The following is a 16,216-nucleotide window of genomic DNA, read 5'->3' on the forward strand; positions in this document are numbered from 1 at the left end:
CCTTATTTTCCGAATGTCACATTGATCCCGGCGAACAGGGTGAACTGCGGCACGCCATCGCCTTTGCGTTCGACGGTCCATTGCGGTTCGAGGAAGGCGTTGAGAATGTTGCTGCCAGACTTCCAGACCTTGCCCGCACCCAGCCCGATCGGGATGTAGTGAGTGTTGTTCTTCAGGTCGAAGGTCCAGGTGCCGGTGGAGCGCAGATACCAGCCTTTTTCCAGGTTATGGATGATGAACGGCTGCATGGTTGCGGTTTCGACGTGGGCACGGTCGTGGTCGCCGGCGAACGAGCTCTGGTATTGCACCAGCGCACCGAGCAGGCCACGCGGTGACGAGTCGATCGCTACCGCCGCGAGGCCGGCCTGCCATTTACCGGTGCCCAATTCATCCTCGGCAGCGGTCGGGGCGGTGATCTGCGGGCCGATGCCCAACTGCACGCCGTCGGTCTTGAGCAGGAAAATGTCGAACAGATTGAGATCGCCGATGCCGGCGCTGTAGCCGCCGTGCGGATCGGGGCGGGTGCTGATCGGCATGGTTGCGCGCAACAACTGCGGCACGCCGATGAAATCGTTGGGCGCAATCGGCAACGTGCCGCGCAGCAAAGCATCGTTGGTGTGCAGGTTGCTGTCGAACAGTTTGGGCGTGTAGTAATCCTGCAGGTTGGCGCCGGGCGCCAGGTTCAGCGGATTGTTGCTTTTGTTGGCCTCCTCGGCGTTATTCGCCAAGGCACAAACCACAGGCGCCAGCAAACTCGCCAGCAGCAAGGCGTGAATCCCCAATTTTTTCGACATGATCCCCGTTTCCCTGGTGGCTACTGCATGGACGACCCGGCACTTCTCGGCCGTTGGACGTAATTCCTTTCTTAATCAAGCCTGTAGGACACGTCTGATTCACGCTAGCAGCTAATCGGGAGTTAGCCAGTCGAAGGGATTAATTCTTTGGTTTTGTCTACGGCTTCGCAGTCGAGTGGTGAACTGGTCAATCAAATGTGTGTGGTCAGTGCTGACGCTTTCGCGGGCAAGCCACGCTCCCACAGGTATTGAAGCGTTCACAAATCCTGTGACCGACTCGATACCTGTGGGAGCGTGACTTGCCCGCGATGGCAATTTCAAATTCAACCCGGCATGGGATCAGGCATTTTTCTTTGCTTGCTCGCGAACACGCTCTTCCTGCGCCCGTGCTTCGGGGGTGAACTCGGCGCCAAAATCCTCGGCAGAGAAAATCTGGCGGATTTCGATATCAGAGTCGCCCGGCATCGGGTTCGGGCAGCGCTTGACCCATTCGATGGCTTCTTCCTTCGATTTCACTTCCCAGATCCAGTACCCGGCCACCAACTCCTTGGTCTCGATGAACGGGCCGTCAGTGACCGTGCGTTTGTCGCCGGAGAAATGCACGCGGGCGCCTTTGCTGCTTGGGTGCAGGCCATCGGCGTCGATGAGGATGCCGGCCTTGACCAGTTCTTCGTTGAAGTTGCCCATGGCGGTGATCAGTTCTTCACTGGGCATGATGCCGGCTTCGGAGTCGGCGCTGGCTTTGACAAGGATCATGAATCGCATGGTGGTTTCTCCAGGGAATGGGGTTGATTCACTGCTTAGTCGAACGGGCGGGGCGTGAATCGACAGGTCTCTGAATAAAAGATGCAGTCCGGCGTTTTAACAATCGCAATCCGACACACTGCAACTGCCAATGTAAGAGCTGCCGCAAGCTGCGATCTTTGCTCCTGTCGTTAAAAACCAACATCAAAAAATTACAGCCTTCGGCAGCTCCCAGTGCGTATTTCAATTCAGGATGTTTAAAAGTTGTTTCGATTTTGCGGAACGTTCCCACAAGGTTTTCAGGTTGTCCGTCGGACGTCGGGTCTCTAGCCTGTGTTCGTCGCTGCCAATTCAGCGACCGGGACTGGAAACCCCGACGGGTATTAGTGGCGCGTACACGCCTTTCATAACGTATCCTTGCGCACTTCGAATGTGTGCACTCCGTTATGGCGGCTGTGCGCGGGGGACCTTCGGGTCGTCCGGGTCGCCGCTGCCCGGGTTTCCAACCTGCGTACAGCTGCCACCTCTTCGTCCGCAAACCGAAGAGGGCAGCTCCGACTATTCAGTGGAGTTGCACCTATCATCCGACCACGAATAACTGCACAACCGTGACAATTGCAGGAGCAAAGGTTTCGGGAAAGTCAATTGTGCAGAACCCGGCGAAATTCAATGAGATGCGAGGTCTTTCTTTCATCGAAAGACAGGCAGCGCGCACGCAAAGTAGTCCGAAGGACGGTATTTTCATGCCTGCGGATTTACAAGCCATGCTCGAAGCGAATACCGAGGCCCCCTATGATAAGAAAAATGTTTACAAATAGACGTCTTGGCCTATGGCTGGTGGCAGTTTTATCCGTCAATGCGATTTTTTTGGCTTTTCTGATTTTTGGCGATATTGCGAAGGGACACAATATGAAAATGCTCAAAACTAAAGAACCGTTGCTGATTGAAGGGCCAAATGGCGACGAGAATTACTATGTCCTGCCTTTGGGTACTACCCTTTATCACGATAAAAGCTTTCCTGAAGGGCATGACCGTTATGTGGTGTATCTCAATCATAAAGGTGCAATTGCACACGAAGAAGTACCCATGAAGCCTGAGTATGGCGGTTCATTTATAGATCCGCTGTGGCTGACCAATGTTGATGAGGAAACCTTGAAAGAAATTTTCAAACGGTTTCCGCTCTCCAAAACCGATATTGCCGCTGCTATCAAGGCCAATGAAATAACCAAGGATGATCTTGCCGACATCATCCGATCCATGCCCGACTGACCAATTCTTTTAGCTGTCGGTGAAACGAAGCTGTGATCTTTTGATCTTGATGAAAAGATCGCAGCCTGCGGCAGCTCCTACAGGAGGGTTGTATACAATTTTTTGCGCAGGCCCCTGACAATTTTCAGTCAGGGCATAGGTCGTCGGACAATTTCGTGGTTAACTTCGGCCTCTTGCATGCTCAATAACCACGTTAAGAAGGACTAAAGTCATGGCTCAAGTCACCCTCAAAGGCAACCCGGTTCAAGTCAACGGCCAGTTGCCACAAGCCGGTTCCAAGGCGCCAGCCTTTTCCCTGGTTGCCGGCAATCTGTCGGACGTCACCCTGAAAGACTTTGCCGGCAAGCGCAAAGTGCTGAACATCTTCCCAAGCGTTGACACCCCGACCTGCGCCACCTCGGTGCGCAAGTTCAACGCTCAGGCCAACGAACTGGCCAACACCGTGGTGCTGTGCATCTCGGCTGACCTGCCATTCGCCCAGGCCCGTTTCTGCGGCGCCGAAGGCCTGGAAAACGTGCAGAACCTGTCGACCCTGCGCGGCGCCGAATTCATCGAAAACTACGGCGTAGCCATCGCTGACGGCCCGCTCAAAGGCCTGACCGCCCGTGCCGTGGTGGTGCTGGACGAGAACGACAACGTGCTGCACAGCGAACTGGTCAAGGAAATCGCTGAAGAGCCGAACTACGACGCAGCACTCGCCGTTCTGAAATAAGCGCTTTTACAATTGTTAACGGCCTGGCCCTGTCCAGGCCGTTTTCATTTGTGTATCAGTGTTTTGCCTCACACCTTGAAACGTAAGTTGAAGGTAAATTGCCGGTAAAGCTGCTTTGCTTAAATCCGATCAGTGCTTATCGTTCAGCCTCCCGTAAAAGAAGCCCACGCGCCCAATGGTTAATCAATCCATGCAATCGTCCCCTCGCAACTCCCGTCGCTGGCTGATCAGCCTGCTCGTCCTGTTGGTCATCGCCGTCCTGTGCTGGAAATTCTGGCCCGCCGGTTCGGCCCACAAGGAGGGCGCTGACAAGGCGGCGAGCGGTCATGCCGGACGTTCGGGGATGATGCGGCCGGGCTTCGGCGGCGCGGCCGGGCCGATTCCGGTGCGTGTGGCCCCGGCGGTCACGGGCGACTTCCCGCTGTATTACAAGGCTCTGGGTACGGTGACCGCGCTCAATACCATCAACGTGCGCAGCCGGGTTGGCGGTGAACTGGTGAAGATCAACTTCGAGGAAGGGCAGATGGTCAAGGCCGGCGACCTGCTGGCAGAAATCGATCCACGTCCGTACCAGAACGCCTTGCTCCAGGCTGAAGGCACCTTGCTGCAGAATCAGGCGCAGTTGAAAAACGCTCAGGTCGACGTCGAACGTTATCGCGGCCTGTTCAAGGAAGACAGTATCGCCAAACAGACCCTGGACACTGCCGAGGCGCTGGTCGGCCAGTATCTGGGCACGGTCAAGACCAATCAGGCGGCGGTCAACGACGCCAAGCTCAATCTCGAATTTACCAAGATCCGCGCACCGATCGCCGGTCGCGTCGGTCTGCGTCAGGTCGACGTCGGCAACCTCGTCGCGGCCAATGACACCACGTTCCTCGCGGTGATCACCCAGACCCAGCCGATCAGCGTGGTCTTCACCCTGCCGGAAAACAGCCTCGAAACCGTGCTTGCCCGCTACCACAGTGGCGCGAAACTGCCGGCCGAAGCGTGGGATCGCGGCGACACGAAAATCCAGGCCAGCGGCGTGCTGCAAAGCCTCGACAACCAGATCGACGTCGCCACCGGCACCCTGAAATTCAAGGCCCGTTACGATAACCGCGACCAGTCGCTGTTCCCCAATCAGTTCGTCAATGTGCACCTGCTGGCAGACACCCTGAAAGGCGTGGTACTGGCACCGTCGGCGGCGATTCAGTTCGGCACCAACGGCACGTTCGTTTACGCGTTGGACGGCGACAAGAAAGTCACCATCCGCCAACTGAAGATCGGCGCCAGTGACGGCACCAACACCGTGATCACCGAAGGCCTCGCCGCGGGCGATCGCGTGGTGCTGGAAGGCACTGACCGCCTGAAGGAAGGCAGCGAAGTGGAAGTGGTCAACGACAGCAATGACGTGCCGACCACCCCGACCGGGCACCTGCAAGGCAAACCCGCCGCCAGTGCGCCGGACGCTACCGCGGCTGACAAGGCCAAGAAGGGCGCATGAACATTTCGCGGCTGTTCATTCTCCGTCCGGTAGCCACCACCCTGAGCATGCTGGCCATTGTTCTGGCCGGCCTGATTGCCTATCGCCTGCTGCCGGTCTCGGCATTGCCGCAGGTCGATTATCCGACCATCCGCGTCATGACCCTGTACCCCGGCGCCAGTCCGGACGTGATGACCAGTGCCGTCACCGCACCGCTCGAACGTCAGTTCGGGCAGATGCCGGGCCTGACACAAATGGCCTCGACCAGCTCCGGCGGTGCTTCGGTGCTGACCCTGCGTTTCAGCCTCGACATCAACATGGACGTCGCCGAACAGCAGGTGCAAGCCGCGATCAACGCCGCGACCAATCTGCTGCCGACCGACTTGCCGGCGCCGCCGGTGTACAACAAGGTCAACCCGGCGGACACCCCGGTGCTGACCCTGGCGATCACCTCGAAAACCATGCTGCTGCCCAAGCTCAATGATCTGGTCGATACGCGCATGGCGCAGAAGATCGCCCAGATCAGCGGCGTCGGCATGGTCAGCATTGCCGGCGGTCAGCGGCAGGCGGTGCGGATCAAGGTCAACCCGGAAGCACTGGCGGCCAACAGTCTGAACCTGGAAGACGTGCGCACCCTGATCGGCGCGTCCAACGTCAACCAGCCGAAAGGTAACTTCGACGGCCCGACCCGAGTCTCGATGCTCGACGCCAACGACCAGCTGACGTCGCCCAAGGACTACGCCAACCTGATTCTCGCCTACAAGAACGGCGCGCCGCTGCGCCTGAAGGACGTGGCGGAAATCGTCGACGGCGCGGAGAACGAACGCCTGGCCGCGTGGGCCAACCAGAATCAGGCAGTGCTGCTCAATATCCAGCGTCAGCCGGGTGCCAACGTCATCGAGGTAGTCGACCGGATCAAGGCACTGCTGCCGAGCATCACCGACAACCTGCCGGCCGGTCTTGACGTTACCGTGCTCACCGACCGCACCCAGACCATCCGCGCCTCGGTCACCGACGTGCAGCACGAACTGCTGATCGCCATTGCGTTGGTGGTGATGGTGACATTCCTGTTCCTGCGCCGTGCCAGCGCAACCATCATCCCTTCGGTGGCCGTGCCGCTGTCGCTGATCGGTACCTTTGGCGTGATGTACCTGGCCGGGTTCTCGGTCAACAATCTGACCTTGATGGCACTGACCATCGCCACCGGTTTTGTGGTCGACGATGCGATCGTGATGCTGGAAAACATCGCGCGTTTCATCGAGGAAGGCGACAGCCCGATGCAGGCCGCGCTCAAGGGCGCGAAGCAGATCGGCTTCACCCTGATTTCCCTAACCCTGTCGCTGATCGCGGTACTGATTCCGCTGCTGTTCATGGCTGACGTGGTCGGGCGGCTGTTCCGCGAGTTCGCCATCACCCTGGCGGTGGCGATCCTGATTTCGCTGGTGGTTTCGCTGACGCTGACGCCGATGATGTGCGCACGGCTGCTCAAGCGTGAGCCGGAGGCCCACGAACAGGGCCGCTTCTACCGGGCCAGCGGCGCCTTCATCGACTGGATGATCGCCGCCTACGGGCGCAAGTTGCAGTGGGTGCTCAAACATCAGCCGCTGACCCTGTTGGTGGCCATCGGTACGCTGGCGCTGACCGTTTTCCTTTATATGGTGGTGCCCAAGGGCTTCTTCCCGGTGCAGGACACCGGGGTGATCCAGGGCATTTCCGAGGCGCCGCAGTCGATTTCCTTCGCCGCCATGGGCGAGCGTCAACAGGCGCTGGCCAAGGTGATTCTTGAAGATCCGGCGGTCGAGAGCCTGTCGTCCTACATTGGCGTCGACGGCGACAACGCCACGCTCAACAGCGGTCGCCTGCTGATCAACCTCAAGCCCCACGGCCAGCGTGACCTCAGCGCCACCGAGGTGATCGCGCGCCTGCAACCGCAACTGGACAAACTGGTCGGTATCCGCCTGTTCATGCAGCCGGTGCAGGATCTGACTATCGAGGATCGGGTCAGCCGCACCCAGTATCAATTCAGCATGTCCTCACCGGATGCCGAACTGCTCAGCCAGTGGAGCGGGCGTCTGGTCGAGGCCCTGGCCCAGCGCCCGGAACTGACCGACGTTGCCAGCGACTTGCAGGATAAAGGCCTGCAGGTCTATCTGGTGATCGACCGCGATGCGGCTTCGCGCCTCGGTGTGTCGGTGCAGAACATCACCGATGCGCTGTATGACGCCTTCGGCCAGCGGCAGATCTCGACCATTTACACCCAGGCCAGCCAGTACCGCGTGGTGCTGCAGGCGCAGGCCGGGGAGAAGATCGGGCCGGCGGCGCTGGACCAGATTCACGTCAAGACCACCGACGGTGCGCAGGTGCGCCTGTCGAGCCTGGCGCATGTCGAGGAGCGTCAGGCGCAATTGGCGATCACCCACATCGGCCAGTTCCCGGCGGTGATGATGTCGTTCAACCTCGCACCCGGTGTGGCGCTGGGGCATGCGGTGGACATCATCGATCAGGTGCAGAAGGACATCGGCATGCCGATTGGCGTGCAGACCCAGTTTCAGGGCGCGGCCGAAGCATTCCAGGCGTCGCTGTCGAGCACCTTGCTGCTGATTCTGGCGGCGGTGGTGACCATGTACATCGTGCTCGGTGTGCTTTACGAGAGTTACATTCACCCGATCACCATCCTTTCGACCCTGCCGTCGGCGGCGGTCGGTGCCTTGCTCGCGCTGCTGCTCAGCGGCAATGATCTGGGCATGATCGCGATCATCGGCATCATCCTGCTGATCGGTATCGTCAAGAAGAACGCGATCATGATGATCGACTTCGCCCTCGACGCCGAACGCACCCAGGGCATGGCGCCGGAGCAGGCAATCTATCAGGCGGCGCTGCTGCGTTTCCGGCCGATTCTGATGACCACCCTGGCCGCGCTGTTCGGTGCGGTGCCGCTGATGCTCGCCACCGGTTCCGGGGCTGAGTTGCGTCAGCCGCTGGGTCTGGTGATGGTCGGCGGCTTGCTGGTGAGCCAGGTGCTGACCCTGTTCACCACGCCGGTGATCTACCTGTATTTCGACCGCCTCGGTCGGCGCTTTGGCAAGACCAATGCTGACCGCGAAGAGGTGGTGGTATGACCTTGCACCGCCAAATAACCTGTGGGAGCGAGCTTGCTCGCGAAAGCAGTAAGTCAGTCCCTGACGATGTTGGATGTGCCGCCCTCTTCGCGAGCAAGCTCGCTCCCACAGTGGGTCGGTGTGATGGTGGGGATTGCGGTCAATGAACTTGTCCGGTCCTTTCATCAAGCGCCCGGTCGCAACCATGCTCCTGAGCCTGGCAATCATGTTGCTGGGCGGTGTCAGCTTCGGCCTGTTGCCGGTATCGCCGCTGCCGCAAATGGATTTCCCGGTGATTGTGGTCCAGGCCAGTCTGCCCGGTGCCAGCCCCGAGGTCATGGCGTCCACGGTGGCGACGCCGCTGGAGCGCTCGTTCGGCGCGATTGCCGGCGTCAACACCATGAGCAGCCGTTCCAGCCAGGGTTCGACCCGGGTCATTCTGCAATTTGATCTGGACCGCGACATCAATGGCGCGGCGCGCGAGGTGCAGGCGGCGATCAATGCTTCGCGCAACCTGTTGCCGAGCGGGATGCGCAGCATGCCGACCTACAAGAAGGTCAACCCGTCGCAGGCGCCGATCATGGTGCTGTCGCTGACTTCGGATGTGCTGGAAAAAGGCCAGCTCTATGACCTGGCCTCGACCATTCTGTCGCAGAGCCTGTCCCAGGTGCAGGGCGTGGGTGAAGTGCAGATCGGCGGCAGTTCGCTGCCGGCGGTGCGCATCGAACTCGAGCCGCAGGCGCTGAACCAGTACGGCGTGGCGCTCGACGATGTGCGCAAGACCATCGCCGGGGCCAATGTGCGCCGGCCCAAGGGTTCGGTCGAAGACGGCGAACGTCTGTGGCAGATCCAGGCCAACGACCAGTTGGAGAAAGCCAAGGATTACGAATCACTGATCATCCATTACAACAACGGCGCGGCCCTGCGTCTGAAGGACGTGGCCAAGGTCAGCGACGGCGTCGAAGACCGCTACAACAGCGGCTTCTTCAACGATGACGCAGCGGTGCTGCTGGTGATCAACCGTCAGGCCGGCGCCAACATCATCGAGACGGTCAACGAGATCAAGGCGCAGTTGCCGGCGTTGCAAGCGGTGCTGCCGGCCAGCGTCAAACTGAATCTGGCGATGGATCGCTCGCCGGTGATCAAAGCCACCCTGCACGAAGCGGAAATGACCCTGCTGATCGCCGTGGCGCTGGTGATTCTGGTGGTTTTCCTGTTTCTTGGGAATTTCCGCGCCTCGCTGATTCCGACGCTGGCGGTGCCGGTGTCGCTGGTCGGCACCTTCGCAGTGATGTACCTCTATGGTTTTTCGCTGAACAACCTGTCGCTGATGGCGTTGATTCTGGCCACCGGGCTGGTGGTGGACGATGCCATCGTGGTGCTGGAGAACATTTCCCGGCACATCGACGAAGGCGTCAAGCCGATGAAGGCTGCCTACCTCGGGGCCAAGGAAGTCGGTTTCACCTTGCTGTCGATGAACGTGTCGCTGGTAGCGGTGTTCCTGTCGATCCTGTTCATGGGCGGGATTGTCGAGAGTCTGTTCCGCGAGTTCTCCATCACCCTGGCGGCGGCGATCGTGGTGTCGCTGGTGGTCTCGCTGACACTGACGCCGATGCTCTGCGCCCGCTGGCTCAAACCACACACGCCGGGCCAGGAAAACCGTCTGCAACGCTGGAGCCGCACGACCAACGACTGGATGGTCGGCAAGTACGCCACCAGTCTCGACTGGGTGCTGCGCCATCGGCGTCTGACCTTGCTCAGCCTGATCATCACGGTCGGCGTCAACGTCGCGCTGTACGTAGTAGTACCGAAGACCTTCATGCCACAGCAGGACACCGGCCAGTTGATCGGTTTCGTGCGTGGCGATGACGGCCTGTCGTTCAGCGTGATGCAGCCGAAAATGGAAACCTTCCGCCGCGCCGTGCTCAAGGACGAGGCGGTCGAGAGTGTGGCCGGGTTCATCGGTGGTACCAACGGCACCAACAACGCGTTCATGCTGGTGCGCCTGAAGCCGATCAAGGAGCGCAATCTGTCGGCGCAGAAAGTCATCGAACGCCTGCGCAAGGAAATGCCCAAGGTACCCGGCGCCCAGTTGATGCTGATGGCGGATCAGGACCTGCAGTTCGGCGGCGGTCGTGAGCAAACCACCTCGCAATACAGCTACATCCTGCAAAGCGGTGATCTGGGCGCGTTGCGCGAGTGGTATCCAAAAGTGGTCACCGCGCTGCGCGCACTGCCGGAGCTGACGGCCATCGATGCCCGCGAGGGGCGTGGCGCGCAACAGGTGACGTTGATTGTCGACCGCGATCAGGCCAAGCGCCTCGGGGTCGACATGAACATGGTCACCGCAGTGTTGAACAACGCCTATAGCCAGCGGCAGATTTCGACGATCTACGACAGCCTCAACCAGTATCAGGTGGTGATGGAGGTCAATCCGAAATACGCGCAGGATCCGGTGACGCTCAATCAGGTGCATGTGATTACCGCCGACGGCGCACGGATTCCGTTGTCGACCATCGCCCATTACGAAAACAGCCTGGAAGACGACCGCGTCAGCCACGAAGGCCAGTTCGCCTCGGAAAGCATTGCCTTCGACATGGCCGAAGGCGTGACCGTGGAGCAGGGCAGCGCCGCCATCGAGCGGGCGATTGCCAAGGTCGGTCTGCCGGAAGACGTAATCGCGAAAATGGCCGGCACCGCCGACGCCTTTGCCGCGACCCAGAAAAGCCAGCCCTTCATGATTCTCGGCGCGCTGCTGGCGGTGTATCTGGTGCTCGGCGTGCTGTATGAAAGCTACATTCACCCGCTGACCATTCTCTCGACCTTGCCCTCGGCCGGGGTCGGCGCGTTGCTGTCGATCTATGCGCTGGGCGGCGAGTTTAGCCTGATCTCCCTGCTCGGATTGTTCCTGCTGATCGGGGTGGTGAAGAAAAACGCGATCCTGATGATCGACCTGGCGCTGCAACTGGAACGCCATCAGGGCCTGTCGCCGCTGGAGTCGATCCGTAGCGCCTGCCTGCAACGGCTACGGCCGATTCTGATGACCACGCTGGCGGCGATCCTCGGCGCCTTGCCGCTGTTGCTCAGCCGCGCCGAAGGCGCAGAAATGCGCCAGCCACTGGGCCTGACCATCATCGGCGGCCTGATTTTCAGTCAGGTCCTGACCCTCTACACCACACCCGTGGTTTACCTCTATCTCGACAAGCTGCGCCACCGCTTCAACAAGTGGCGTGGCGTGCGTACTGACGCCGCTCTGGAAACTCCGCTATGACCGATCGTTCGCTTCTCAATCTGGCCACTGCGCGCGGCTCGCGTCTGGTGAGCCTGTCGCTGTGCGTGGCAATGCTCAGTGCCTGCGCCGTCGGCCCGGACTATCAGCGCCCGCAGACCGCCGAGGTCGCGCAATACAAGGAAGCCAAGGGCTGGCGTCAGGCCAATCCGAGCGACTCGCTGGCCCGTGGCGCCTGGTGGGAGTTGTATGGCGATCAGCAGCTCAACGGTCTGATCGAAAAACTCAACAGTTCCAACCAGACTGTCGCGCAATCCGAAGCCCAGTTCCGTCAGGCCCAGGCCCTGGTGCGCAGCGCCCGTGGGGCGTTTTACCCGAACGTGGACCTGAGCGTGGGCAAGACCCGTTCCAGCCAGGGCACCGGCAGCAGCAGTTCGAGCCTGAGCAGTTCGGCCAGCGGCATACGCGACACCTACAACGCGCAGTTGGGTGTGAGTTGGGAAGCCGACATCTGGGGCAAGTTGCGTCGCGGTCTGGAAGCCAACGAAGCCAGCGCCCAGGCGAGCTTCGCCGATCTGGCGGCGATGCGCCTGAGCCAGCAGTCGGAGCTGGTGCAGAATTACTTGCAACTGCGAGTGATCGATCAGCAGAAACGCTTGCTCGAGGCCACCGTCGCGGCTTACGAAAAGTCGTTGCAGATGACCCAGAACCAGTATCGCGCCGGGATTTCCGGACGCGATGCGGTGGCGCAGGCGCAGACCCAGCTGAAAACCACTCAGGCCGATCTGGTGGACCTGATCTGGCAACGTGCGCAGTTCGAAAACGCTATCGCCGTGCTCACCGGGCAGGCGCCGGCCGAGTTCAGCATCGCTGAAAGCCAGAACATTCCGAACCTGCCGCAGATTCCCCTGAGCCTGCCTTCGCAGTTGCTGGAGCGACGTCCGGACATCGCCTCGGCGGAACGCTCGGTAATCGCCGCCAATGCCAATATCGGCGTAGCCAAAGCCGCGTATTACCCCGATCTGACATTGAGCATGAGCGGCGGTTACAGCAGCAGTACCTCGAAAAATCTTCTAACGCTGCCGAACCGTTTCTGGTCGGTGGGGCCGAAACTGGATCTGCCGATCTTCGATGGTGGCATCCGTTCGGCTGAGGTTGACCGGACCGAGGCGGTGTATGATCAGACCGTCGCCAATTACCGCCAGACCGTGCTCGACGGTTTCCGTGAAGTGGAAAACTATCTGGTGCAACTGAAGGTGTATGAGGACGAGGCGGGTGTGCGTCAGGAAGCACTGGATGCCGCGCGCGACTCGCTGCGCCTGACTCAGAACCAGTACAAGGCCGGGTTGATTGCCTACATCGATGTGGTTGTGGTGCAGGCCACGGCGCTGAGCAACGAGCGCACTGTGCTCAACATCCTGCAGAATCGCCTGATTGCCAGCGTGCAATTGATCGCCGCGCTGGGCGGCGGCTGGGACGGACAACTGGCCACCGAATAGCCTGTGTAGGAGCTGCGGCACGCTGCGATCTTTTGATCTTAAAAAACAAGGTCAAAGGATCGCAGCGTACCGCAGCTCCTACAGGTTGTGATGGTTGTTCCAGAGCCTTGCGCAGTGATCAAACAAGCGTTTCATCGGGTTGATGGCAAAATGATTACTTTGTCAGTGCGTTCTTCCGCGCAATCAGTACAATCGCCGCATTTGCCCGGCCGAGAATGGACGCAGTACGGCGCGGATGGTCGCGAGAATCTTCATGCTCATCGGTAATTATTCCTTCACCCTGGTTTTCATTTCTTTGTGTGTGGCGATCCTCGCGTCCTACACCGCGCTCGACCTGACCGGGCGCATCGCCAGCGCCCGTGGGCGAGCGGTGCATTTCTGGACGGCGGGCGGTGCACTGGCGATGGGGGTCGGCGTCTGGTCGATGCACTTCATCGGCATGCTCGCGTTCAAGCTGCCGATCGACCTGGGCTACGACATTGCGATTACCGCGCTGTCGCTACTGATCGCAGTGCTGTCCTGCGGGTTTGCCCTGTGGCTGGTCAGCCAGCCGAAACTGCCGATTCTGCAATTGGCCTTTGGTGCTTTGATCATGGGCGCCGGCATCAGTGCAATGCATTACACCGGCATGGCCGCGCTGCGCATGACGCCGGGCATCGATTACGACCCGACGCTGTTCGGCGCCTCATTGCTGATCGCGGTCGGGGCCTCGGCGGCGGCGTTATGGATCGCCTTCCGCCTGCGCCAGCACTCGCCTTATGTGCGTCTGATTCGTGGCGGTGCGGCGGTGATCATGGGCATCGCGATTGTCGGCATGCACTACACCGGCATGGCCGCCGCGCAGTTTCCTGATGGCAGTTTCTGCGGCGCAACGCTCGACGGCCTCAAGGGCAACGGCCTCGACAATCTGGTGCTGATCACCACGCTGGCGGTGCTGTCGATCGCCTTGCTCACTTCGATTCTCGATGCTCGCCTTGAAGCGCGGACCGCCGATCTGGCGCATTCGCTGACCCTGGCCAACCGTGAACTGACGCAACTGGCGTTGCACGACACCCTGACCGGCCTGCCGAACCGCATGCTACTGGATGACCGGATCAATCAGGCGATGAAAAAAGTCGAGGAACAGGGTGGCTGTTTTGCGCTGATGTTCATCGATCTGGACGGTTTCAAACCGGTCAACGATGCCTTTGGCCATCACATGGGCGACCAGTTGCTGCGTGAAGTCGGGGGGCGTCTGCGTGAAGACCTGCGCAGCCAGGACACATTGGCGCGGATCGGCGGCGACGAATTCGTGCTGCTGGTGCGCCTGAGCGAACCCGACGATGCGCTGGGCCTGGCCGCGCGTCAGGTCGGGTTGATCGGCCAAGCGTTCCGCGTGGCCGAGCACGACTTGCAGATTTCCGCCAGCGTCGGCATCGCCGTGTACCCGGGCAATGGCCAGAGCGCCCAGGAACTGCTGATGAACGCCGACGCGGCGATGTATCACGCCAAGGGCGGCGGCAAAAACGGTTACAGCTTCTTCGATGCCTCGATGAACAGCAACGCGCGCAAGCAGCTGCAGCTGTTGCAAGATCTGCGCGCCGCGCTGGAGCACAGTCAGTTCAGCCTGTATTTCCAACCCAAATTCGACGCCGCCAGTGGCCGTCCGGTCGGTGCCGAAGCCCTGCTGCGCTGGCAGCATCCGACCCAGGGCATGCTGCTGCCGGACAAGTTCATCGATCTGGCGGAGAAGACCGGTCTGATCATCGCCATCGGTGAGTGGGTGCTCAACGAAGCTTGCCGGCAGATGCGCGAATGGTACGTGCTCGGTTACACCGACTGGCGTATCGCGGTGAACCTCTCGGCCCTGCAGTTCTGCCACGCGGGGCTGGTGCAGAGCGTGGCCAAGGCACTGGCGACCCATCATCTGCCGGCCAACAGCCTGACCCTGGAGATCACCGAAACCACCGCCATGAGCGACGCCGATGCGAGCATGACGGTGTTGCAGGAGTTGTCGGACATGGGCGTCGACCTGTCGATCGACGACTTCGGCACCGGGTATTCGAGCCTGATGTACCTCAAGCGTTTGCCGGCCAACGAGCTGAAGATCGATCGCGGGTTTGTCCGCGATCTGGAGCACGACAGCGATGACGCGGCCATCGTTTCGGCGATCGTCGCGCTGGGGCAAGCACTGGGTTTGCGCATTGTTGCCGAGGGGGTGGAGACCGGCGTGCAGCAGGATTTCCTCACGCAGTTGGGTTGTGATTCGTTGCAGGGCTATCTGTTGGGGCATCCGCTGCCGGCGGATCGTTTCATGCAGAACATTGCCCGTGGAGAGACTCAGGCGGCTGTCTGACTGCACTCTGTGGCGAGGGAGCTTGCTCCCGCTGGGGCGCGAAGCGGCCCCGTTTTTACTCGGTTTGTACCGTGTTGGCCGGATTCACGGCTGCTTTGCAGCCGAGCGGGAGCAAGCTCCCTCGCCACAAAAAACCTCTCAGTGTCATGCAGGGTCTGGTCTTTGACAGACCTCATGCAAAACCGCCCAATGGCGGTTATTCTTCCACCCGACTGTTACGTGTGCATTGGGGGGAAGGGCCAGCATGGATAAAGTCATGGTTATCACCGGTGGCGGGCGCGGAATCGGCGCCGCTACGGCGTTGTTGGCTGCCGGGCAGGGCTATCGGATCTGCATCAACTATCAGTCGGATGAACAGGCCGCGCAAAGCGTGCTGGAGCAAGTGCGGGCGCTGGGGGCGCAAGCCATTGCGGTACGCGCCGATGTCAGCATCGAAGACGAGGTGATCGCGCTGTTTCAGCGGGTCGATACCGAACTGGGACGGGTCACCGCGCTGGTGAACAACGCCGGCACCGTCGGGCACAAGTCGCGGGTCGATGAAATGTCCGAATTCCGCATTCTCAAAATCATGAAAACCAACGTCCTGGCGCCGATCCTCTGCGCCAAGCACGCGATCCTGCGCATGTCGCCCAAACACGGCGGGCAGGGCGGCAGCATCGTCAACGTCTCCTCGGTCGCCGCGCGCCTGGGCTCGCCCAACGAGTACGTCGATTACGCCGCGTCCAAAGGCGCACTCGACACCTTCACCATCGGACTGTCCAAGGAAGTGGCGGGCGAGGGGATTCGCGTCAACGCGGTGCGTCCGGGCTATATCTACACCGATTTCCACGCACTGAGCGGTGATCCGGATCGGGTCAGCAAGCTGGAGTCGGCGATTCCGATGGCCCGGGGCGGACGGCCGGATGAGGTGGCGGAGGCGATTGTCTGGTTGTTGTCGGACAAGGCTTCTTATGCAACCGGCACGTTTGTTGATCTGGGTGGCGGGCGCTGATCTTCTGGATTTGTGCTGGCTGATCCGGCCTCGTCGCTGGCAAGCCAGCTCCCACAGGTTTCTGTGTCGTACACAATATTTGC

At 60.4% G+C, this 16,216-nt stretch carries 10 protein-coding genes; 8 read left to right on the plus strand and 2 right to left on the minus strand.

The annotated features are described in order from the left end of the window. Positions 1-2: 2 nt before the first annotated feature. Together PMI25_RS27115 and PMI25_RS27120 are read right to left on the minus strand one after the other, a co-directional pair. Positions 3-794, minus strand: a complete 792-nt coding sequence (locus tag PMI25_RS27115) for a hypothetical protein (protein ID WP_007969180.1) — start codon at positions 792-794, stop codon at positions 3-5. Between the two features lie 339 nt (positions 795-1,133). Beyond that, positions 1,134-1,559: a YciI family protein gene (locus tag PMI25_RS27120; RefSeq protein ID WP_007969181.1), complete on the minus strand. Its 426-nt coding sequence runs from the start codon at positions 1,557-1,559 to the stop codon at positions 1,134-1,136. Positions 1,560-2,342: 783 nt separating this feature from the next. Between PMI25_RS27120 and PMI25_RS27125 the strand changes: the two genes are divergently transcribed. The 8 genes from PMI25_RS27125 to PMI25_RS27160 all read left to right on the plus strand — a co-directional run bounded on the left by PMI25_RS27125 (position 2,343) and on the right by PMI25_RS27160 (position 16,133). Continuing rightward, positions 2,343-2,807 (plus strand): hypothetical protein, encoded by a 465-nt coding sequence (locus PMI25_RS27125; protein ID WP_238547106.1) that lies wholly within the window; start codon positions 2,343-2,345, stop codon positions 2,805-2,807. Between the two features lie 211 nt (positions 2,808-3,018). Beyond that, on the plus strand, positions 3,019-3,519 hold the full coding sequence (gene tpx / locus PMI25_RS27130; RefSeq protein WP_007968505.1) for a thiol peroxidase: 501 nt from the start codon (positions 3,019-3,021) through the stop codon (positions 3,517-3,519). 175 nt (positions 3,520-3,694) lie between these two features. Next, positions 3,695-5,002 carry an MdtA/MuxA family multidrug efflux RND transporter periplasmic adaptor subunit gene (locus PMI25_RS27135; protein ID WP_007968507.1) on the plus strand — a complete coding sequence of 436 codons (1,308 nt, stop codon included), beginning with the start codon at positions 3,695-3,697 and terminating at the stop codon, positions 5,000-5,002. Then, positions 4,999-8,100 (plus strand): MdtB/MuxB family multidrug efflux RND transporter permease subunit, encoded by a 3,102-nt coding sequence (locus PMI25_RS27140; protein ID WP_007968510.1) that lies wholly within the window; start codon positions 4,999-5,001, stop codon positions 8,098-8,100. Before PMI25_RS27135 ends, PMI25_RS27140 begins: the two co-directional genes overlap by 4 nt. 142 nt (positions 8,101-8,242) lie before the next feature. After that, positions 8,243-11,350: an efflux RND transporter permease subunit gene (locus tag PMI25_RS27145; RefSeq protein ID WP_007968511.1), complete on the plus strand. Its 3,108-nt coding sequence runs from the start codon at positions 8,243-8,245 to the stop codon at positions 11,348-11,350. Continuing rightward, positions 11,347-12,807: an efflux transporter outer membrane subunit gene (locus PMI25_RS27150; RefSeq protein ID WP_007968512.1), complete on the plus strand. Its 1,461-nt coding sequence runs from the start codon at positions 11,347-11,349 to the stop codon at positions 12,805-12,807. The genes PMI25_RS27145 and PMI25_RS27150 overlap by 4 nt, the downstream gene beginning before the upstream one ends. A 253-nt stretch (positions 12,808-13,060) precedes the next feature. After that, positions 13,061-15,142 (plus strand): putative bifunctional diguanylate cyclase/phosphodiesterase, encoded by a 2,082-nt coding sequence (locus tag PMI25_RS27155; RefSeq protein WP_007968513.1) that lies wholly within the window; start codon positions 13,061-13,063, stop codon positions 15,140-15,142. A 244-nt stretch (positions 15,143-15,386) separates the two neighbouring features. Next, a complete protein-coding gene (locus tag PMI25_RS27160; RefSeq protein ID WP_007968514.1) occupies positions 15,387-16,133 on the plus strand; it encodes an SDR family oxidoreductase in 747 nt (248 codons plus the stop codon). Positions 16,134-16,216 lie beyond the last annotated feature (83 nt).

This window comes from Pseudomonas sp. GM30, from assembly GCF_000282275.2.
Classification (GTDB): Bacteria; Pseudomonadota; Gammaproteobacteria; order Pseudomonadales; family Pseudomonadaceae; genus Aquipseudomonas.

What these genes read in the sequence shown, in the direction of transcription:
- tpx (WP_007968505.1), top strand. Translation starts at nt 3,019, where the DNA reads ATGGCTCAAGTCACCCTCAAAGGCAACCCGGTTCAAGTCAACGGCCAG.
- PMI25_RS27135 (WP_007968507.1), top strand. Translation starts at nt 3,695, where the DNA reads ATGGTTAATCAATCCATGCAATCGTCCCCTCGCAACTCCCGTCGCTGG.
- PMI25_RS27125 (WP_238547106.1), top strand. Translation starts at nt 2,343, where the DNA reads ATGTTTACAAATAGACGTCTTGGCCTATGGCTGGTGGCAGTTTTATCC.
- PMI25_RS27150 (WP_007968512.1), top strand. Translation starts at nt 11,347, where the DNA reads ATGACCGATCGTTCGCTTCTCAATCTGGCCACTGCGCGCGGCTCGCGT.
- PMI25_RS27155 (WP_007968513.1), top strand. Translation starts at nt 13,061, where the DNA reads ATGCTCATCGGTAATTATTCCTTCACCCTGGTTTTCATTTCTTTGTGT.
- PMI25_RS27115 (WP_007969180.1), bottom strand. Translation starts at nt 794, where the DNA reads ATGTCGAAAAAATTGGGGATTCACGCCTTGCTGCTGGCGAGTTTGCTG.
- PMI25_RS27140 (WP_007968510.1), top strand. Translation starts at nt 4,999, where the DNA reads ATGAACATTTCGCGGCTGTTCATTCTCCGTCCGGTAGCCACCACCCTG.
- PMI25_RS27145 (WP_007968511.1), top strand. Translation starts at nt 8,243, where the DNA reads ATGAACTTGTCCGGTCCTTTCATCAAGCGCCCGGTCGCAACCATGCTC.
- PMI25_RS27160 (WP_007968514.1), top strand. Translation starts at nt 15,387, where the DNA reads ATGGATAAAGTCATGGTTATCACCGGTGGCGGGCGCGGAATCGGCGCC.
- PMI25_RS27120 (WP_007969181.1), bottom strand. Translation starts at nt 1,559, where the DNA reads ATGCGATTCATGATCCTTGTCAAAGCCAGCGCCGACTCCGAAGCCGGC.